This window comes from Phyllobacterium sp. 01N428, assembly GCF_056399405.1.
Map to the genome: position 1 here is coordinate 134,780 of NZ_JBFTRH010000007.1, position 16,844 is coordinate 151,623.

Genomic DNA, 16,844 nt, shown 5'->3' on the forward strand with positions numbered 1-16,844 from the left:
AATACGGGGCTTTTGCGGCATTTTGCGTCAGGTTGTCGACGACCATCGCCTGTGGTGACGGCGCTTCATAGCGGTCAAACCAGCAACAAGCACCATGCCAATAACGGCGGATGCAGCGGACGGAGGCACTATGACAACGGACAATGAGAACGGATCGCGCGACCGTAAAGGACGCTTTGCGAAGGGTAATCCCGGTAAACCGAAGGGAGCTCGCTCTCAGACTACCTTGGCGATCGAGCAGCTCCTCGGGAACGATGCGCGGCGTCTTACGCGAAAGGCGATCACCACCGCACTGGCCGGCGACACCGCGGCCTTGAAGCTCTGTATGGAGCGTATTGCGCCGGTCCGCAGGGGTCGTGTCGTTACGATCGATAACTTCCCCAAGATCGAGAGTGCAGCCGATGTGCCAGGGGCGCTTTCAGCGTTGCTCGTAGCGGTCTCTAAGGGCGATATGACTACGGATGAGGCGGATGCGGTTGCTAGCCTCTGTAGTCGCTATGTGAATGCCGTAGAGGCCGCGGAGCATGAAGCGAGGCTGAAGGCCCTTGAGGAGAAGATGCCATGAAGAATGCGCAGAGCAGATTGGCGAGGCTCGAGCAGCGCGCCCGGGTAGCGATCGAGATTCGGGAATGGGCGTGGTCTGAAGAGCCAGTGTACCTCGCAATGTCGAACGACGATCAGGCTCAAATTGCCAGCACCATTGCCAAAATGGCCCCTTTTCTGCCCGATGATGTCAAAGGGGCAGTCGAAGGATTGACCAATGAGGAGCTCGATCGGTTCGAGGCATTTTACATTGCCACCGGAGACGCAAAGGCAGAGATTGAAGAAACGCGGGATCGCTCTGAGAGCAAGGGGCGGCCACGTTGGGTCGTGGCAGCGAGGTAGACGTCAATCGCCCGCCCGACCCCATTCTAACTCTAATGGCAGTCGCGCCCGCGCCCCTACTACCGCATGTACTACAGGAGTGCAAAGCACTCCGTTTGTGAGGTACACAGACGTGACGGAAGTTCCAAAGGCAGAACTTCGCCTGTTGCTGAAATTGGCAACCCTGTCAGCGACGAGCCCTAGTTTAAATGATTGTAATATAGATCGTTCAGCTCACTTGTTAGGTTGTCGAAGCGCTCGGACGCTGCATCAATCTCATTTGGCGTCCATTCGAAGTTTTCGCCGTTTTTGTATCTGCCGAGGCGCTGCGCATTATCCTGTGACGTGAATGGGTGAGCGTGTAATAGATCGTTTCGCATCCCTACGAGTTCAAAGAAGCTCTTATAGGCCGATTCCAGACGTTGGTAGACCGCAATATCGAGGGTTTGGGTGTTCGAGATTACTGCCTTTTTGAATTCCACTGCGATTCTACCGGCCGTTAGTTCGTTGGTATTGGAAATCTGAAATGCTGGGTCGAGCTTTTGAGCCACCCAAATGACTTGCCATTCCAGATAGCAAAAACTGAAAGTGGCTTGACCAATAGCCCTGAGGTATTCCGGGTCCGAGGGAACACGGGACTGGTACATCGTTCACACTCCTTTGTCGTGAGACCCACAGACTTCCACTCACGAGAATAACATTTATCACTACTCAGACTAGACGCGCCTTGCTCTCCAACAACAAGGTAAGGGCAAGGGTGGTCGATGTGCAGGCAAGCGGATTTCCAACTTTAGCTAACCATTTTTCCCTGCCAGGCAGATGTTGAAATTTCCACATCTCAAGTTGAATTTGCATGTTGATCGTGACACGGCGGCCAAAATGCTCAACGTGTCGCCCAGATCGGTTGCGACGGCTGCCTCAACTTGCATCTTGATCCGATTTCCTATCACCGCCATGCGCCATGGTTTCGAGCCGTTTGGCGATCATCGCCGCAACTGCGCGCTGTGGAACCATTAAGTCATCCCTTAACAATCGCCTGTTCCAATGCTACCAATGAGCATCCATAAATAAGGGTGCTTCTATGTCACCATCTACTGTCGAATCGATCTGCTCCGAATTCGCGATCGAGATCGTTCCCGCCAGTGTGTATCCCCAACCCGGTCAGACCCGGGCAGTTGCCACGATGCGCAACATCATGACCAAATATGGCGAGGGGCATTTCCGCCTCGTCATGACCACGTTGGGCGAAACCAAGGGTAACAACGCTCTCATCGACGAAGCCTCGCTCTGGGCCACCAGTGACCTGATACGAGCCTGTCCTGATTGGGTGGAGAACCGAACCAGCGAGTGGCTGGAGTGGTGGGACCGAATCCCTCTCGGCACGATCATGATCACGATCAACCAACTTCGTGGGAGGGTCCATCAGCGTCACGCCTTGGCCGGCACCATCTATTTCATGCTTGCGCAATACAGCCGGGAGGGCATGAGTGAGCGAGAGCCTGCGGCAGGCCTGATACGCCGTGCGTTTGGCCGGGTGCAGCTCACTCCCGACGAGGCCATTGTCGCTGGCCGAAAGCTTCTTGAGGTGAAGGCCTCGCTCCCATATGGTCACTTTGGTCCGTGGATCGAGAAGGAGTCGGGCATCTCCTATGGAACCGCGATGAGATACATGCGGCTCGCCAAGGAGGCAGCGTAATCGCAAAGGGCAAGCACATTACGGACACTGGACTATCTTGATCTACTACAGCGACTAGGTAGGTCCTAATCTGCCTACATTGAGTCACCAAGCGCCATTGACGCGAATGGCTGGTAGTCAGCGGAAACCATCAGGCGTCGCTCGGTGAGGCTGCATAAGGACTCACTCCAGCTGAACGCACTTACCCAGCGTAAGTGCGGGGGTGTTTTCAGGAGAGTCCCCATCGATAAAACCCATGCCGTAAAATTCTTGGTAGCGCAGCATCTTTGGGTTCATTATGAAGCCCCATCCAAGTCCGCCACAGATTATGCGGATGTCTCCGGATTCCCTGCAGAGGAATGCTGGTGCCTTCTCGCCAACTTTTTTGACCTCCCACGATATTTTTTCGCCAAATTGCTCATATGGTGCTGGAACGCGTTGGACGACGTATTTGTCAGCATCGATCTTGAATGCTGTTTGAACCCATGCCTCGTTTAAGAACTTGAAACCAGTCGATCTTTCAGCAGTGCAAAAGTACTTGTCTGCAGCGTCCGCACCTGCCGATGTCAATAACAACAGCCCGAGCATTGCTGTTGCAGCCGCGCAGTAACTTTTCTTGAATGACATTCCGTTAATCCCCATCGTCCCCCCACCAAAATCGCAGAGCGGGCGGAAGGCGTCAATCACATACGATGTGCAACGAGAAACGGCATTATCGCTACAATATCGTCCAGGACGTCGCTGCCACCAACGCAGATGTTCCGATCCAGTAGAGTGCCACGAACAGCCATCTATTGACGCGCTCCGAGAGCGTGAGGCCTTTGTAGGACTGTATTTCCCATCCCCGAACTGCAAGAGTGCCCCAGAGGAGGATTGCGGCACCAGCCGTTCCTATCCAGCCAGCTGCGGCAGCCTCCTTCGTCAGGAAAAACCCCGCTGTCCAGCTTATCAGCACACCGACGAGAGATGCGGAGGCACACACGAGAAAGAACGCCAAAACGCGTTCCTGATCACATATACCCGACCGCGAACTACCGGACTTGTTGCATCTGCCTCTGTCGTGCCAAAAAGCCTTATGAGGTACTGCGCTTCCTCATCGATAAACTTGGTTGGCGAAAACAGAGCCAACAGACAAAGACGTACCATACGAGGAAATGATATTCGTGGTGGCGTGATCTCAGTCATTGGCGAATTCACTTCCTCACTCGACCTCTGGAGGATTATCCCTGCTCGGAGGAAATTCGATGGGCTGAAGTCCTTGCAGCGTTCGGAGCTTGTTGGCCGCGGCAACCGAAAGATTGGTCCATATATCGGCGATGGCGTCTGCCGCCTCGGTCAGATCATCGTCCAGATCATGCTGATCCATCTCATCAATGAAACGATCGAACGTCTGGGCACCCTGCTCCACGGTACGATAGAGTCGTGCTGCCTGGGTAGCTGTCAGGTGAGCACAATCGAGCGTCTTGGACACGTCCTCAGCAATCTGCGTCGCGAAGTCCGCTTGTTCCTGTAGAGCAAGAATCCAATCGATTGCCATACGACTTACTGCTGTGTGAGGGACAGGAATTTGTAGCCACCAAAAGATACCGCCCCGATCGAGCAAAGGATCATGAGTGTCGCAGCAATCCGGAAAGCATCACCGATCGCGTTCATTACCTTCGTTTTGCGGGTCGGTTCAATGAATGGCGGGGCGTAAGAATGCTTTTCGGCGACAAGCGCTTCATGGTAGGCCATCTGGCTGAAGTAGGCCATTCCCGGCGCCATAACCGTGAGCAAAAGGCCGGCAAACAACCAAAACAGGACATCGTTGAAAGTTTGCAGCCCTGCCGGCGATGATGATAGGCGCGCGTAGTTGGCGCTATAGAAACCCAATGCGGCCGCAACGCCGCCGGCAGCCACCAGGGCCGGAGCTCTCATCGCCGCATTAGAGAACGATAGGATTTGCTCCATCGTTGCCTTACGTCTGGCAGCATTGGAGTCAAATTCTCGCTCGGCTAAGCGCATACGCTCGGCGCGCTGTTCGGGCGTCTCGTTCATCAATGTGCCTTGCTCGTGGACGCTTCGAGGATTTCGGTTTGGCGTTTCTGATATTTCCGGATTGCTTCGAGGTGGTCGACGATCACACCGAAGCAATGGAATAGTGCGCCCGTGACGAGAAGCGGAAGTCCGACCGTCAGTGCCAATGCCAATCCACCCGCTGCTCCGCCAGATGCCACACCAATCACAGCCACCAATACGCCCGCGATGATTGTAAGCGTTCCGACGACCTTCAATATTGTCTGCATGATGTTTCCCCTTGAACCCGCAGACAAACTTACAGACGTCGAGTTTACCGTCAATCTGGATGGCTCTGAATGCTAGCGATAATCACGGTTATCACTGATCGATCCCATGCCATCAAATATTCATATGGCAATGAATTCGAAATATTTGTAATCCATCCTCGTATGGGAGATTGGTATGGATGCTTTGCTGGCGGGTACAGATATTGAAGAGGCCTTGTCAACGGCATACGTGCACGCCGTGGCAGCGACCGCCGGTTACGTCATTGCTATCAAGAACTTTGACCGGGATGGAGTCGATCTGACCATAGAAGCCGGTGGTCTAGCTCGTCCGAAAATCGACCTCCAGGTCAAGGCGACAATTAATCTTCCACGAATTGGTGACGTTTTCAAATTCCCCCTCAAAAGGCGCAACTACGATCACCTGATAATTGAGACTCAAACACCCCGCATACTGGTTGTGATGCACCTTCCCGAGAAGAAAGAGGGATGGGTGAATGTTGGGGTCGAATCCCTTATAGTGAGGAATTGTGCGTATTGGGTATGTCTCACCGGCGCGCCGCCGACTGACAACGTTGCCACAATCACGGTGGACATCCCCGCCAGTAATCATTTCAGCGTTAAGTGCTTGATCGAACTAATGGATAAGTCACGAACAGGAACTTTGCGATGAAAGCGCTGATTGTCGACGCTCAAGCACTGCAGGCAATAACTCCGGTTGCGCTGATATCGTATGTCAAAACTGAAGGATGGGTGCGAGCCGAGCGGTTTGGGGCTCACTCTGACGTGTATACTCGTGTCGAGGGCCCAGAACTGATAATTCCCAGCACGGCGCAACTTGGGGATTATTCAAATGTTGTGTCGTCATTGATAAGCCAACTCGCTTCCTACGAAAACCGCACGGAGATTCAAATCTTTCGCGATTTGGTCGGTTCTGATCGAGATGTGGTGAGGATCCGAGCCCCAGAGGCCGCGGGTGACGGATCTGTACAGATCGATGCTGGCGTTAACATATTCGCGCAAGGTAGAGAGCTGCTTTTGTCGGCTGCGTGCTCCGCGAACGAACCTCGCCCAGCATACCGCACAGGCAAGAATAAAGAGGCCACGGCTTACATGAACCGAGTACGCCTCGGTCAGACAGAACAAGGTAGTTTCATAGTAACTCTCTTGGCTCCGGTTCCTCCTTCCCTTCAGGAACCGAAACAGGCCGAGTTTTGGCCCGAGCCGGCCGAAGAGCCTTATGATCGTTTGGTCACCAGGTTTCTCGCGGATGGGTTAGAGGCAGCTCATAAAGCTGCAGAAGTGTGGATCCGAGAAGATGGCATCAGCGCTTTTACAAAATCAGTTCAGAAGGGTGTAAGCGCGAACCTTTGCGAAGCTCTTTCTTCATTGATCGATGTGGGTCAAGGCCTCGACGTATCAGTAACATGGTCGAGGACGCGACCAACACCAGAGCCTCGCCGGAGGATTGTCTTTAATCGGGCAGAAAGTGAAGTATTCAAGGAGGCCGCGAGGATGTTGAGGCTGCAAGAGCCTCGTCCGGATGAACGGTTGGAGGGTTACGTGGTCGGAGCTGGTCGCCGCATCGAAGATGTCGATGGCCAGGTCACGTTGAAAACATTCGTCGATGAAAAGCCCGTATCGGTCAAAACAAAGCTGCCTGCCGAGCTTTACACGCTGGCGTTGTCAGCCCATGACGACAAAAACGCTGTCGTTTTGACGGGGGACCTTCGTCGAGAAGGTCAGCGTTGGAGACTTGATAATCCGAGGAATATGGAAGTTTTGGTCGAAGAAATTCCTGCTGATGGCTCATAGGAACCCATCACCGGCATGATCCTTAAACCGATCGGCGCGTCGCACATACGTCTCGACGGTCCTCGGATCGCGATGCCGGGTGACCTCCATGATGCGCGAGATGCTTGCTCTGTTCTCAGCGGCCGATGTCACAAACCCGGCGCGCAGCGAGTGGCCTGATAGCTTCGCGACGTCGAGCCCGGCCGCCTCGGCGTACCGCTTGACGATCAATGCCACGGACTGAGCCGTTAAGGCATCGTCTGCCAAGTGGTCGCCACGGTTGATCCGGCGGAAGATTGGTCCCGAGGCTATCCCGGCTGCAGAAAGCCACTCCTTGAGCTTATCAGCGGGTCTGAGAGCCTTTCCATTTAGCACCGCAACCGATTGCCCCTTCCCTTCCTGGTCTGTCTTCGACTTGGGAAGGAACACGTCGACACCCTCCTCGCTGAAGGTGAGTTCCTCGACGGTAATGGCCACCAGCTCGATCGGCGGAATGCGCCTGCAAAGCCGAGAAGCAACATTGCCCTGTCACGTTTGCCTTGGAGGGTGTCAGGCTCAATGCGAGCCAACAAAGCGTGAATGACGTCAACTGTCGCCGGTGCCTTCTGGTGAGGCGCTGTGCCGATGGTGCGCCGTATCCCTTTTAGGATGGCTGCCACACCTGCATGATCGGTCGGATTGTCCATCTCCGCCGCACGATGGAAAAACCGGATGGCAGCGAGCTTGCGTGCGATCGTGGGCACCTTCTTGCCATCACTGGCGAGGGTGGACGCGAAGTTCGCTACCGTGGTGGGCAGCGCCGGCAAGGACGACCGCTGGCGGGTAGCGCACCAATCCTGAAACTCTTTCCAGTCAGCCTTGTAGGCCCTTGTGGTGTTCGCCGACAATGCGGCGTTGCCGAAGTCCCGAGCTTCGTGACTGAGCTCTTCGACAACCTGCAGATCGTTGGTTTCAAGGATGGTGATGGATGCGACAGCGTTCATTTATGCGAGTCCTCCATACTCGGAATGGGTAGCGATAATCGGTATTCTCGTTATTCAGTAGCACGAATGGATCGATCGAGATCGAGGACCAGTTCGCAGAGCTCGCGCATCTTCGGACCGCTCATACGGTCGACACTCCGGCGATAACTGCCCAATGACGGATCGTCCTGAACCTTGGATAGCCGTGTGTGTACCTCTTCGTATTTTGCTTTCAGATCGGGGAACGCATCGAATTCCTTCGGGATGATGCCTTGGATGATCTGAGAAGCCAGATGCAGGCGCTCGCGCGTTGATCCACTGGACACCAGCGCTTCTGTCGCTTCACCGAAAACCTGTGCTGCATGGTGAAGGCGGAGGTTCATTTTCGCAGCCTCACACCAGGCTGCCCATGGTTTAGAAACTCGATCCCGGCCTCTTCGAGAACTCTCTGTACGTTCTGGACATTTTGGGCTCGGCCGGAGATTGAGCCGGCGCCAGAAGCTTCCATGCTTCTGATCGTATTCACATTCACGTCCGCTCTTTCGGCGACGTCGCGTTGTTCCATACCAGCAAGCGCTCGGGCTGCTTTCAATTGATTTCCTGTGGTCAGCATCAGAAGTCCCTCTTAAAACTTGAAAAATAGTTATCAGAACTAGATACCTGTTGACAAGTATGATTTCTGATATAGGTTATCAAATATAGTTAACTGGTTCCGATAACCACATAGGAGAGCATGATGCCGAACACGATTCAGGCCGCCGCCGAAGGCTTGTCTTCCGAAGACCCGTCCCTTGAAGCCATCAAAGCGCTTATCGCAGCCCACCGTGCCGCATACGCGATCGACGAGGCAACGTGGGACAAACTGTCGAAAATCGACGATTCCGAGCCTATGTGCGGCTTGAAGACCCCCCGTGTCCCAATAGGCAAGGAGTACGCTTACTCCTTCCCCGATATCGATCATCACATCGATATTCATTTGCGGTCGGCGTTATCGATGTGCGGGAGCCGTGGGGACCTCAACGAGCTCGAGCGAAACAAGTACGAGGCTAAGCGAGCTGCACATAAAGCCAACCTGGCAGCACAAAAGGCCGAACATAAGCGCATCGAGGATGAGTCCGGATATACAGACGCGCTCGCTGCAGCACGTGCCACCAAAGCCGATGTCGACAAGGTAGAGCAACAGATAGTTATCTTCGTTCCAAGGTCGATCACCGCGGCCGCCACGCTCGCCTCGTTTGTATGCGAGAATTTGGAAGGAAATTCTTACTTGGATAAGAAAGACTTACTGGCAGTGCTGGCATCGATCGGGAGAGCACTGAAATGCGACTGATCTTTAGCTTGGTCCGGTGTGGGTGGGAATGGGTTCGCTTGCGCGCGGCCGTCGGTCTGCTTCGCTTAAGTAGATGGTGCGATTGGGCAGCAGAAAAGGTCCTAGAGCTGTTGGATCGCAAGTGTTAGCCGTCGGCCTGATTGACGTAGGCATCAAGGAAGTTGGCGATGACGCCGACCTTTAGAATGTGAAGGTAATCACCGCCAGCACGCAAAATCATGCCTCCGAGAACCGCTTCAGCGTGACGCAAACCGACAAACTGGATCACGAAAGCCGGCCCGCCGCTGAGACCGTCCGGATTAATCTTTAAAGGGTTTACGCACTTCAAACGAAGCACAGCATTGTCGGTACTCTGTCCGTCGAGTTCGCAAACGACCGTTCGCCGAGCGAGTCCGAGATGATTGAGTTCATCTATCTCGTATTTCTGGTCCACCGTGGCATATCCGGCAGCAATGGAAAACGCGATTTTTTCACTGGTACCTTCGTTGGGAAGCTTCGATAAATCGAAGAACGTTGACCGCAACTCCGGAAGTTGCGCGCACGGCTCACTGTAATCAAAGGCTACAATATCCCGGTAATCGGAATCACCATCATTTGTGATATAACTCCGCGCGCCTCCCGAAGTGATCAGCGCTCCTTTGTGTTCAATGGATACCCTCTCAAAATCTACGTCGTCCTTTAGTTGATGCTGGGTGCAAACAAGAAAGTATCTGCCTCGATACCTTATTGGCAGCCCGGATCCCCGAATATAAACGGGATACTCAGGCATATCAGTATGGACAAGGATAGCCCGCGCGTATCTCCTCAGAGATGTTTCTATCGAGCCCGCGGGGATAGAGAGACCATTGAGCGCAACGGTCATATCGATCATTTGATCAAGGATAATTGGTTTCAATCGGTTTGCTCCGGACGCGACTCACCGGATCAGGCTATCTGACCTTGGATTATTTCCTCGGGATGGTTTTGAAAGCAATCTCCGCCGGTCCACCGCCATTTACGCTGACAACAATGATCGCCGTCGGCGTATTTTCACCCTTCAGTGTGAGTGTCACGTTCTCACTTTCCCAAGCTTCAAACAGAACTTCCGGGCTTGCATAGAGCATCCCGCGCCCGTTCCTCTCGAAAATCTTGTACTCGGCACTCCCTCGATCTTCCCCTTCGATGAAGAGTTGCCCATGTCCTGCCAGTATTGTCATTCCTGCCCCTATTTAGGCTTCCCATGTTGCGTCTATGTTGCACGGATTCGCCGTGCCTCCAAGAAAATCGTTGGAAATCAATGGAAGCCAGTTGCAACATGATGCAACATGAAATGAACTCAGCGCCGTTACTGACGCTAAGTTAAATAGTTGATTTAACTGTGAAAAATGTTGGAGGCCTCGCCCGGAATCGAACCGGGATACAAGGATTTGCAGTCCTCTGCGTAACCACTCCGCCACGAGGCCTCAACTGCAGTCGAAGCACGGAATAACCCGTTGAAACTCCGGTGCTGTTCTCTATGAGACCGAAATCGCTCCGTCAAGCCATTCCGAACAAATTCCTCATCCCATTGCGAACAGGCATTCTCGCATCGTTCCTGATTGGTTAAAATTGGCTATCTGACCACCCTGCTTGCCTTCGCAAAAGTGCTTCCATAGTAATGGGAAATCATCATCGGTCGCCCGAGGTTTGCGACTTCAGGCAGGTAACCCATGGCAAAGAAAAAGTACCGCATAGTGCTGTCGACAGGAGATGCGATAGCGCGCGCCTCGACCTCGCCGACGCCGTGGTTCCAAACACAGGCACCATTGCGCAACTGCACAACCTACTCGGCGAGACGTTGAGGGGGTGGCAGTATGACCAAAGTCCGCTTCATCGGTGATGTACACGGCAAATATGACGGATACAAAGCCGCGATCAAAAGCGTGCCGTTCAGCATTCAGGTTGGCGACATGGGCGTTGGCTTCCGGACAATCAGATACGGCGAAGAAGTTTGGGCAAGAAACCCTCCATTCGATAGGATGAGCAAGGGACGGCACCTGTTCATAAGGGGCAATCACGACAACCCCGAGGTCTGCTGACGTCACAAATACTGGATACCGGATGGCACAGAGGTGGACGGCATTTTCTGCCTTGGCGGTGCAGTTAGTATCGATCGCGCCTACCGCACGGAGGGCCGGGACTGGTGGCCAGACGAAGAATGCACGACGGCCGAGTTGCAAGACTGTGTGGACCGATACGTTAAAATGAAGCCAGAGATCGTGTGCACACACGAATGCCCCGAATCTATCGCCGGCGAAATCATGGCTGCCGTCAACAAAACCAAGGTTGCGGACGGCTCACGCACACGGCAAGCCTTGGAGATAATGCTTGATCACCACCAGCCTCGGTATTGGGTGTTTGGCCATTGGCACGAGTCTATGATTTTTCAGCGTGGGCGAACGACGTTCCAGTGCTTGGCCGAACTGGAATTTGTCGACGTCGATGTCTGCTGAAATGGCTTAGGGCAGCGAAGCGCATGGATCTAATCTGATGCGCACGCCGGCTTAGAACGCGCTCCCGCCAAAGGTGCTTACACGGAACGCCCGACTGTATGCGGCCAAGGCATCACGTGCCAGAGCCGTCTTTCTTGTTCGCGGCATTCCCCTTCCAGCGGCGTCCGAGCTTTACCTCCAGTTGACGTCGCTTGCGCCGCACCAGGGCAGAATCATGTGACAGGACGACAAGGCCAAGCGGAATCATCCAGAACCCGAGAACCGGGAGAAAACCCAATGTACCGCCAGCGACAAGCGCACCACCGAGCGTGCGACGCATTGCCACCGATTGCGGCATGGGTACGTGGCGGCCGAGAATGCGCATATGCCGGCGCTTGACCCGGGCCTTGTGCGTCTCTTCGGCGTGTTCCTTGTTGTCTTCCGGGCGCTCAGCCAAAACTTTTCTCATCATCTGGACGTGTTTCGACCGGATGTAAGAAGCCGGGCCGGCTATGTCATCCTTCTGTTATGCACATTTGCGGAAAAAAAATCGAAATGGTCCTTTGCAAAAGCGAAACCCTTTTGCTATAGGCCACATCGCTGATGACTGAGTAGCTGTTCCCCGGTAGCTCAGCGGTAGAGCAACCGGCTGTTAACCGGTTGGTCGCTGGTTCGAATCCGGCCCGGGGAGCCACTTTTATTTAAAATATTTCTAAAGTCGCCTGACATCTGGAAGAATTTGATAGGTGCGCGTAGGTGCGCAAATGCTTTTTTTACCCTTCGGAGGGGGATATGGCTTTTAAGAAATTGTGCCTTTGTGCAATCGGAGCGCTAACAGTTACAACATTGCCTTACACAGCCGCTGCGAAGTACCTACTTCCGCTGGCGCAAGGAATTTTCGTCGATAAACGGGTTAAATGCACTGCGAGCGATAACAGCAATACGCTCTCATTTTGGGGCAATGAACTCAACAGCACGCACGTCATTGGCACCATTAAGAAGGTTATCCGGCAGAAACAAGCTTTTGTTGTCACTCTTTATCAGGAGGGCGACGAAGGCATGGGCGGCGGCTTGCAGGCGACCGTCAACTGGACACTATTTGTGCGCTCCCCCAAAGAGTTCTCCCTTGGGACGGATACTTATCGCTGGTGCTTCGCGCGGATGCCTTGATGAAGGTGTGTTGGTAGTTTTGGCGCAATAGCAGATGGCATAAATCCGCCCGATGCTGCACTGAATGACTTTATAAACTTTGGCAGCGGCCGATTCTGCGTGGCAGCGGCAAGCCGTGCCGGGAGAACAATGCACCCTTGCGATGCGGCGGCTCGTATGCTCGAATTATGATCGTCGCCTTTCGATGATCCTTATACCGAGCTGCCTATGTCGTTTCGACCGCCACAAAACACTTCATCCGGTCTCGATCGCGGAGCGCCGCCGAGCGCGATCGACATGGAAATCATCGCTGAAATGGCAGCGGCGCTGGGCCGCGCGGGACAGAAAGTCGAACAGGCGCTGGAGCAACTGAACGCGGCCTCGGATACTGAACGCGCGGCGCGCCTCAAGGCAGCGGCGAAAGCAGTGCACGCCTATTTCATCCAGCGCGAACTTTGCGGGCTGCGAAGACATGACGACGCGATAAACCACTATGGTATCCCGCGCGCGGTGCTGGTGCGGCTGGGCGCCGACTAGGATTCATAGACCAGCGAATACGCGTGGCGCTGCCGCCTGTTGAACTTTGCCGGCCTTGCCGCGTTTTGGAGGCTGCGGAGCGTACTTCCAACACCGGCTTCGCTTGAACCGGCTTCATTTCGCCGGGATTTGTTCTAGTCTCGAGCGAAATGTTCAAGGGAAAGCGCGAATGGCATATGAGATCTTGACGCCGGCCGAAATGAGCGAGGCCGACCGGCTCAGCATCGCTGCCGGACCGGGAGACGGGTATACGCTGATGCTCCGTGCCGGCGAAGGCATCGCAAGCCATCTCCTTGCCCATCATGGCGATGCGCCAGCGTTTCACGTTCTTTGCGGGCCCGGCAATAATGGCGGCGACGGTTACGTGATCGCCCGCGCACTTAACGACAGCGGCGCCAGCGCCTTCGTCTGGTCGGACGGCGCGCCCAAGGCCGGCACCGATGCCGCCCGCGCACTTGCGGACTGCCCGCTACGTCCTCGTACAATCGATGGCTTCGCGCCCCAGCCCGGCTCTGTCGTCGTCGATGCCTTATTTGGCGCCGGGCTGCACCGGCCGGTCACCGGCAAGGCTGCCGAGGCGATCGAGCGCGCCAATCAGGCGCCTGTGCGCAGGGTTGCCGTCGATGTGCCTTCGGGGCTCGATGGCGCAACCGGCCTGCCGCTTGGCACTGTCTTCCATGCCGATAGCACCATCACATTCTTCAGAAAGAAGCCGGCGCATTTGCTCTATCCGGGCCGCGCGCTGTGCGGCGATCTTATCGTCCACGATATTGGCATAGGGGATGAAGTGCTCGCCGCGATCGCGTCACGTTGCTTCGAGAACGCGCCCGGCTTGTGGCGGGACCAACTCCCCTCGCCTGATGTGGATACCCACAAGTATCGTCGCGGTCATGCCGCCGTATTCTCGGGCGGCGCCACGTCAACGGGGGCGGCGCGCCTGTCGGCGATGGCTGCGGCCCGCAGCGGCGCGGGGGCGGTCACGGTCCTATCGCCAGGTGAGGCACTCGCGGCCAACGCAGCGCATCTGACGTCGATCATGCTCAGCCGGTGCGACCATGGACAGGACCTTGCCGACTTTATCGATGCGCGCAAGCCAACCGCCTTCGTTATCGGGCCCGGCTTCGGTATTGGCGAAAAGACGCGCACCCTTGCGCTTGACCTCCTTGACAACGCGTCCGGACACGTCGTCTTCGATGCCGATACGATCACATCGTTCAAGGACAAGCCGGATATGCTGTTTGCCGCGACCCGGCGCCTGCCGGAGGTGCGCCTGGTGCTTACGCCGCATGAAGGCGAATTCAAGCGCCTCTTCCCTGACCTCGATGCGGAGGCCATGCCCTCAAAGCTGGAGCGGGCACGCGCTGCAGCTGCACGCGCCAACGCCATCATTATCTATAAGGGCGCCGATACCGTCATTGCAGCGCCAGACGGGCGCGCCGTCATCAACAGCAACGGCACGCCCCTTTTGGCGACCGCAGGGTCGGGCGATGTGCTTGCGGGGCTCAACGCAGGACTGATGGCGCAGGGCATGGCGCCGTTTGCGGCGGCCTGCGCGGCGGTTCATATCCACGGCGCGGCGGCCCATGCACTTGGCTTTGGGCTGATTGCCGAAGATCTGCCACGGGCAGCCGGAAGCGTTCTAGCCTCCATGATGGAAAAAGCAGAGGAGAGCAAATAACCGAGCCGGAGGCGCCGATACCGGTACGCCTGACAGGAATGCCACGCCACTCAAGGCGTCAATTATGGAGTTACAGTATGAAACCTTCGCTGCTGCTGACAGCCCCTCTCCTTCTCGCCGCTTTGACCGGTTGCGCGGGGATCGACTACGCAAAATCCAACTATGGCGGCCTGCCGCAGCAACAATTTACAGCGAGCAACGGCCAGTCGTTCCAGATCATCGACAATCCGCAGCGCAACCGCTTGATGATTGGACCGGGTGGCGGCGGTGGAGCGACGCAAGGCTTCGTCAAGGGCCTTGCGGGCGGCGTAGCCGGCGGTCTGGTGGCGACCCCACCGGTAGTCTACCGCGACGCCGCCGAGCAGTTCCTGCGCAGCACCGGACGAAACTGTACGGCTCAGGACGTGACCGCGATCATGGATCCGCGCTATGAGGTTCGCTACACCTGCATGGGCGGGCGGACCAACCAGGATCGATTGTTGGGACCGGCCCAATAGTTCGATAGCCGCATTAACCCGGTCTTTACCTTGATCGTTCACCTTGTTCCCGAGCGCGAAAAGGTGTTGCGTACGCGCTTCCCGTTTTAATCGATGCACGTCATCATTCTGTCGTAATAACAGGGTAGTGAACGTTCTCAAGCGAACAGCTTATCTTCGTCTTTGACCACGGATGTACTGGCACTGATGTAGAGGTAAGTTTAGGAAGGTCGGGTCGCTCCCGGCCTTTTGCTTTTCTAAGTTCTGCATCGAATGTTTGGAGACACGCGTATCGAGTATCGGATACAAAGGTCGTTCGTTACCGAGTCCCAGCGCCAGACCGCTAGCCGTTTCTCGTCGCAACGGCGAGGCATTCCGGAACCTGCCACCGGCACATGAGGGCGGCTTGCCGCGTCACCAAGCTCATCGCTTGCTACCCGCTTCGCTTTGATCTCGCCGCGAAACGCGTCGAACGAACCATCGAGCATGTTGTCGGTGCTCGAGAACAGGGAATAGTTGAGCACAGCTCCCGTACTCGCCGTGGCAGGCTGCGGCTTTTCTGTCGGGTTGGCGTCGATAATTTTGGGCAAACGCGCCGCGTCCGTAGCCTCGATGTAAACCATCTGGGTCTCGCTCACCACGTGATAGGAAACGCCTGCGAGGTCGTTGAGATTTATTAAGTCGTCCGCCCCTTTGCCTTTCGGCGGACGCAGGCCGAGTTCCTTTAGCTCACCGGCCTTGGCGCTGAGATGTCCGTCCCGCGCCTGCTCAAAGGCACCGAGCAGGCCGGTGGACACGTCGTTGATAAAGACTTCGAGCTGCAGTTCCTGCGACGTGTGCGATGGCAGAGTTCCCAGTTCCGGTTGCATGTCGGTTGCAGCCTGGATGATCGCGGTCGAACCTTGCGCCGGCTGCTGAGCAGAGGCAAGTGTATTAAGTACAAGTGTTCCGGCTATCGCAAAGCTAGTTGCGTATAGGAACCGTCGCATCGATTGCGCCCCTATCGCTTTGAGCCCGGATCTGAACGTTGCCCTGCAGGGGGCCTTTCACCAGCCCCAACGAAAAGTCGGCGCTAGACCCGCCCTGCACGTAGCCGACAAGGCCTGACTTGCTGGCAACAACGCGCCCGCCCGAGAGAATTTTGAGATCGGATATGCGTGCGGTGATATCGCCGGCGTTGGAGCCGGTCACGACCAGGCCCCTCAGGGTCTGCTTCACGCTCCAGCTTACCTTGGCGTCGACCGCATCCTTGTTGTGAAAAAACACCGGAACCGAGAAACGCAGCGCAAAACCTACTGTGCCGGCCTTGGCTTTCCTCGGGTCAGGAATTTCGTCAATCAAGATGCGGTAGCGTTCTTCGCCGACGACTGGCGCCTTGCTGACGCGAACAACGCGAAGGACGTATTGGCCTCCTGCAGGTACTTTCGCCGCCGGGGGACTCGCAACCACATCAGGTGTCGGGTCAAGCTTCTCGACGCCGTTGACGGTCGACCAGCGGAACACCCGGACCTGTATGTTTACCGGCTCATCGTCGCCGTTGGTCAATGTGAGCTTGCTGGCGACCTGCGGGGAGGAAATATCGAGCTTTATCGGCATGACCGTCAGTGACGACGCCGCAGCCCAGGTTGACGTCGACAACCATAGACA

General features: G+C 55.7%; 25 protein-coding genes and 2 tRNA genes. 12 read left to right on the forward strand and 15 right to left on the reverse strand.

The genetic code is table 11. The annotated features are described in order from the left end of the window. Nucleotides 1–130 precede the first annotated feature (130 nt). A complete protein-coding gene (locus tag AC1DNI_RS17560; protein ID WP_477692762.1) occupies nt 131–565 on the forward strand; it encodes a hypothetical protein in 435 nt (144 codons plus the stop codon). Then, on the forward strand, nt 562–885 hold the full coding sequence (locus AC1DNI_RS17565) for a hypothetical protein (protein WP_477692763.1): 324 nt from the start codon (nt 562–564) through the stop codon (nt 883–885). The genes AC1DNI_RS17560 and AC1DNI_RS17565 overlap by 4 nt, the downstream gene beginning before the upstream one ends. 179 nt (nt 886–1,064) lie before the next feature. On the opposite strand, the gene AC1DNI_RS17570 is transcribed toward AC1DNI_RS17565, so the two are convergent. Next, a complete protein-coding gene (locus tag AC1DNI_RS17570; RefSeq protein ID WP_477692764.1) occupies nt 1,065–1,511 on the reverse strand; it encodes a hypothetical protein in 447 nt (148 codons plus the stop codon). 434 nt (nt 1,512–1,945) lie between these two features. Here AC1DNI_RS17570 and AC1DNI_RS17575 point away from each other — a divergent pair, with 434 nt between their 5' ends. Continuing rightward, complete coding sequence (locus AC1DNI_RS17575) at nt 1,946–2,560, forward strand: DUF3102 domain-containing protein (RefSeq protein ID WP_477692765.1); 615 nt, start codon at nt 1,946–1,948, stop codon at nt 2,558–2,560. Between the two features lie 162 nt (nt 2,561–2,722). Here the strand turns inward: AC1DNI_RS17575 and AC1DNI_RS17580 are convergent, their stop codons facing one another. From AC1DNI_RS17580 to AC1DNI_RS17600, 5 genes are all read right to left on the reverse strand, one after another. Then, nucleotides 2,723–3,166, reverse strand: a complete 444-nt coding sequence (locus tag AC1DNI_RS17580) for a hypothetical protein (RefSeq protein WP_477692766.1) — start codon at nt 3,164–3,166, stop codon at nt 2,723–2,725. A gap of 91 nt (nt 3,167–3,257) precedes the next feature. Further along, nucleotides 3,258–3,536: a hypothetical protein gene (locus AC1DNI_RS17585; RefSeq protein WP_477692767.1), complete on the reverse strand. Its 279-nt coding sequence runs from the start codon at nt 3,534–3,536 to the stop codon at nt 3,258–3,260. A gap of 204 nt (nt 3,537–3,740) precedes the next feature. Further along, the gene (locus AC1DNI_RS17590; RefSeq protein WP_477692768.1) at nt 3,741–4,076 is read right to left on the reverse strand and encodes a hypothetical protein; all 336 of its coding nucleotides are present in this window, start codon (nt 4,074–4,076) and stop codon (nt 3,741–3,743) included. A 5-nt stretch (nt 4,077–4,081) separates the two neighbouring features. Further along, entirely contained in the window at nt 4,082–4,576 is a 495-nt protein-coding gene (locus AC1DNI_RS17595; RefSeq protein WP_477692769.1) for a hypothetical protein, read from the reverse strand. Then, the gene (locus AC1DNI_RS17600) at nt 4,576–4,824 is read right to left on the reverse strand and encodes a hypothetical protein (protein WP_477692770.1); all 249 of its coding nucleotides are present in this window, start codon (nt 4,822–4,824) and stop codon (nt 4,576–4,578) included. Before AC1DNI_RS17600 ends, AC1DNI_RS17595 begins: the two co-directional genes overlap by 1 nt. A gap of 175 nt (nt 4,825–4,999) precedes the next feature. Between AC1DNI_RS17600 and AC1DNI_RS17605 the strand changes: the two genes are divergently transcribed. Next, a complete protein-coding gene (locus AC1DNI_RS17605) occupies nt 5,000–5,494 on the forward strand; it encodes a DUF4365 domain-containing protein (protein WP_477692771.1) in 495 nt (164 codons plus the stop codon). Beyond that, the gene (locus AC1DNI_RS17610; protein ID WP_477692772.1) at nt 5,491–6,636 is read left to right on the forward strand and encodes a hypothetical protein; all 1,146 of its coding nucleotides are present in this window, start codon (nt 5,491–5,493) and stop codon (nt 6,634–6,636) included. The genes AC1DNI_RS17605 and AC1DNI_RS17610 overlap by 4 nt, the downstream gene beginning before the upstream one ends. On the opposite strand, the gene AC1DNI_RS17615 is transcribed toward AC1DNI_RS17610, so the two are convergent. From AC1DNI_RS17615 to AC1DNI_RS17625, 3 genes are read right to left on the reverse strand one after another with little or no spacing between them, the layout of a single operon-like run. Continuing rightward, nucleotides 6,631–7,092 carry a site-specific integrase gene (locus AC1DNI_RS17615; RefSeq protein ID WP_477692773.1) on the reverse strand — a complete coding sequence of 154 codons (462 nt, stop codon included), beginning with the start codon at nt 7,090–7,092 and terminating at the stop codon, nt 6,631–6,633. The two genes, AC1DNI_RS17610 and AC1DNI_RS17615, sit on opposite strands and share 6 nt — an antisense overlap. After that, the gene (locus tag AC1DNI_RS17620; RefSeq protein WP_477692774.1) at nt 6,984–7,598 is read right to left on the reverse strand and encodes a tyrosine-type recombinase/integrase; all 615 of its coding nucleotides are present in this window, start codon (nt 7,596–7,598) and stop codon (nt 6,984–6,986) included. Before AC1DNI_RS17620 ends, AC1DNI_RS17615 begins: the two co-directional genes overlap by 109 nt. Nucleotides 7,599–7,648: 50 nt before the next feature. After that, a complete protein-coding gene (locus AC1DNI_RS17625) occupies nt 7,649–7,960 on the reverse strand; it encodes a hypothetical protein (RefSeq protein ID WP_477692775.1) in 312 nt (103 codons plus the stop codon). 353 nt (nt 7,961–8,313) lie between these two features. Between AC1DNI_RS17625 and AC1DNI_RS17630 the strand changes: the two genes are divergently transcribed. Beyond that, on the forward strand, nt 8,314–8,907 hold the full coding sequence (locus tag AC1DNI_RS17630) for a hypothetical protein (RefSeq protein WP_477692776.1): 594 nt from the start codon (nt 8,314–8,316) through the stop codon (nt 8,905–8,907). Between the two features lie 124 nt (nt 8,908–9,031). Here AC1DNI_RS17630 and AC1DNI_RS17635 read toward each other — a convergent pair whose 3' ends face one another. The 3 genes from AC1DNI_RS17635 to AC1DNI_RS17645 all read right to left on the reverse strand — a co-directional run bounded on the left by AC1DNI_RS17635 (nt 9,032) and on the right by AC1DNI_RS17645 (nt 10,349). Further along, a complete protein-coding gene (locus AC1DNI_RS17635; protein ID WP_477692777.1) occupies nt 9,032–9,802 on the reverse strand; it encodes a hypothetical protein in 771 nt (256 codons plus the stop codon). Between the two features lie 49 nt (nt 9,803–9,851). Continuing rightward, nucleotides 9,852–10,103: a hypothetical protein gene (locus AC1DNI_RS17640; protein WP_477692778.1), complete on the reverse strand. Its 252-nt coding sequence runs from the start codon at nt 10,101–10,103 to the stop codon at nt 9,852–9,854. Between the two features lie 172 nt (nt 10,104–10,275). Further along, nucleotides 10,276–10,349, reverse strand: a tRNA-Cys gene (locus AC1DNI_RS17645). Nucleotides 10,350–10,739: 390 nt separating this feature from the next. Between AC1DNI_RS17645 and AC1DNI_RS17650 the strand changes: the two genes are divergently transcribed. Further along, on the forward strand, nt 10,740–10,964 hold the full coding sequence (locus AC1DNI_RS17650) for a metallophosphoesterase (RefSeq protein WP_477692779.1): 225 nt from the start codon (nt 10,740–10,742) through the stop codon (nt 10,962–10,964). Between the two features lie 526 nt (nt 10,965–11,490). Here the strand turns inward: AC1DNI_RS17650 and AC1DNI_RS17655 are convergent. Beyond that, entirely contained in the window at nt 11,491–11,742 is a 252-nt protein-coding gene (locus tag AC1DNI_RS17655) for a hypothetical protein (protein WP_036814496.1), read from the reverse strand. Nucleotides 11,743–11,976: 234 nt separating this feature from the next. Between AC1DNI_RS17655 and AC1DNI_RS17660 the strand changes: the two genes are divergently transcribed. The 5 genes from AC1DNI_RS17660 to AC1DNI_RS17680 all read left to right on the forward strand — a co-directional run bounded on the left by AC1DNI_RS17660 (nt 11,977) and on the right by AC1DNI_RS17680 (nt 15,218). Further along, nucleotides 11,977–12,051: transfer RNA gene (locus AC1DNI_RS17660), tRNA-Asn, on the forward strand. Nucleotides 12,052–12,149: 98 nt separating this feature from the next. Then, nucleotides 12,150–12,527 (forward strand): hypothetical protein, encoded by a 378-nt coding sequence (locus AC1DNI_RS17665; RefSeq protein WP_477692780.1) that lies wholly within the window; start codon nt 12,150–12,152, stop codon nt 12,525–12,527. Nucleotides 12,528–12,734: 207 nt separating this feature from the next. Next, a complete protein-coding gene (locus AC1DNI_RS17670; protein WP_113280697.1) occupies nt 12,735–13,043 on the forward strand; it encodes a DUF6665 family protein in 309 nt (102 codons plus the stop codon). 169 nt (nt 13,044–13,212) lie between these two features. Beyond that, nucleotides 13,213–14,721 (forward strand): NAD(P)H-hydrate dehydratase, encoded by a 1,509-nt coding sequence (locus AC1DNI_RS17675; RefSeq protein ID WP_477692781.1) that lies wholly within the window; start codon nt 13,213–13,215, stop codon nt 14,719–14,721. 77 nt (nt 14,722–14,798) lie between these two features. Then, on the forward strand, nt 14,799–15,218 hold the full coding sequence (locus tag AC1DNI_RS17680) for a hypothetical protein (protein ID WP_091945815.1): 420 nt from the start codon (nt 14,799–14,801) through the stop codon (nt 15,216–15,218). A 236-nt stretch (nt 15,219–15,454) separates the two neighbouring features. On the opposite strand, the gene AC1DNI_RS17685 is transcribed toward AC1DNI_RS17680, so the two are convergent. Continuing rightward, entirely contained in the window at nt 15,455–16,066 is a 612-nt protein-coding gene (locus AC1DNI_RS17685; protein ID WP_477692782.1) for a hypothetical protein, read from the reverse strand. Between the two features lie 94 nt (nt 16,067–16,160). After that, a complete protein-coding gene (locus tag AC1DNI_RS17690) occupies nt 16,161–16,835 on the reverse strand; it encodes a fimbrial biogenesis chaperone (RefSeq protein ID WP_477692783.1) in 675 nt (224 codons plus the stop codon). Nucleotides 16,836–16,844 lie beyond the last annotated feature (9 nt).

Excerpts from the sequence above, each read along its gene's own strand:
- AC1DNI_RS17575 (WP_477692765.1), top strand. The coding sequence starts at position 1,946 with ATGTCACCATCTACTGTCGAATCGATCTGCTCCGAATTCGCGATCGAG.
- AC1DNI_RS17570 (WP_477692764.1), bottom strand. The coding sequence starts at position 1,511 with ATGTACCAGTCCCGTGTTCCCTCGGACCCGGAATACCTCAGGGCTATT.
- AC1DNI_RS17605 (WP_477692771.1), top strand. The coding sequence starts at position 5,000 with ATGGATGCTTTGCTGGCGGGTACAGATATTGAAGAGGCCTTGTCAACG.
- AC1DNI_RS17565 (WP_477692763.1), top strand. The coding sequence starts at position 562 with ATGAAGAATGCGCAGAGCAGATTGGCGAGGCTCGAGCAGCGCGCCCGG.
- AC1DNI_RS17650 (WP_477692779.1), top strand. The coding sequence starts at position 10,740 with ATGACCAAAGTCCGCTTCATCGGTGATGTACACGGCAAATATGACGGA.
- AC1DNI_RS17680 (WP_091945815.1), top strand. The coding sequence starts at position 14,799 with ATGAAACCTTCGCTGCTGCTGACAGCCCCTCTCCTTCTCGCCGCTTTG.
- AC1DNI_RS17600 (WP_477692770.1), bottom strand. The coding sequence starts at position 4,824 with ATGCAGACAATATTGAAGGTCGTCGGAACGCTTACAATCATCGCGGGC.
- AC1DNI_RS17630 (WP_477692776.1), top strand. The coding sequence starts at position 8,314 with ATGCCGAACACGATTCAGGCCGCCGCCGAAGGCTTGTCTTCCGAAGAC.
- AC1DNI_RS17580 (WP_477692766.1), bottom strand. The coding sequence starts at position 3,166 with ATGTCATTCAAGAAAAGTTACTGCGCGGCTGCAACAGCAATGCTCGGG.
- AC1DNI_RS17595 (WP_477692769.1), bottom strand. The coding sequence starts at position 4,576 with ATGAACGAGACGCCCGAACAGCGCGCCGAGCGTATGCGCTTAGCCGAG.
- AC1DNI_RS17560 (WP_477692762.1), top strand. The coding sequence starts at position 131 with ATGACAACGGACAATGAGAACGGATCGCGCGACCGTAAAGGACGCTTT.
- AC1DNI_RS17620 (WP_477692774.1), bottom strand. The coding sequence starts at position 7,598 with ATGAACGCTGTCGCATCCATCACCATCCTTGAAACCAACGATCTGCAG.
- AC1DNI_RS17625 (WP_477692775.1), bottom strand. The coding sequence starts at position 7,960 with ATGAACCTCCGCCTTCACCATGCAGCACAGGTTTTCGGTGAAGCGACA.
- AC1DNI_RS17640 (WP_477692778.1), bottom strand. The coding sequence starts at position 10,103 with ATGACAATACTGGCAGGACATGGGCAACTCTTCATCGAAGGGGAAGAT.
- AC1DNI_RS17670 (WP_113280697.1), top strand. The coding sequence starts at position 12,735 with ATGTCGTTTCGACCGCCACAAAACACTTCATCCGGTCTCGATCGCGGA.
- AC1DNI_RS17665 (WP_477692780.1), top strand. The coding sequence starts at position 12,150 with ATGGCTTTTAAGAAATTGTGCCTTTGTGCAATCGGAGCGCTAACAGTT.
- AC1DNI_RS17590 (WP_477692768.1), bottom strand. The coding sequence starts at position 4,076 with ATGGCAATCGATTGGATTCTTGCTCTACAGGAACAAGCGGACTTCGCG.
- AC1DNI_RS17675 (WP_477692781.1), top strand. The coding sequence starts at position 13,213 with ATGGCATATGAGATCTTGACGCCGGCCGAAATGAGCGAGGCCGACCGG.
- AC1DNI_RS17685 (WP_477692782.1), bottom strand. The coding sequence starts at position 16,066 with ATGCAACCGGAACTGGGAACTCTGCCATCGCACACGTCGCAGGAACTG.
- AC1DNI_RS17655 (WP_036814496.1), bottom strand. The coding sequence starts at position 11,742 with ATGCGCATTCTCGGCCGCCACGTACCCATGCCGCAATCGGTGGCAATG.
- AC1DNI_RS17610 (WP_477692772.1), top strand. The coding sequence starts at position 5,491 with ATGAAAGCGCTGATTGTCGACGCTCAAGCACTGCAGGCAATAACTCCG.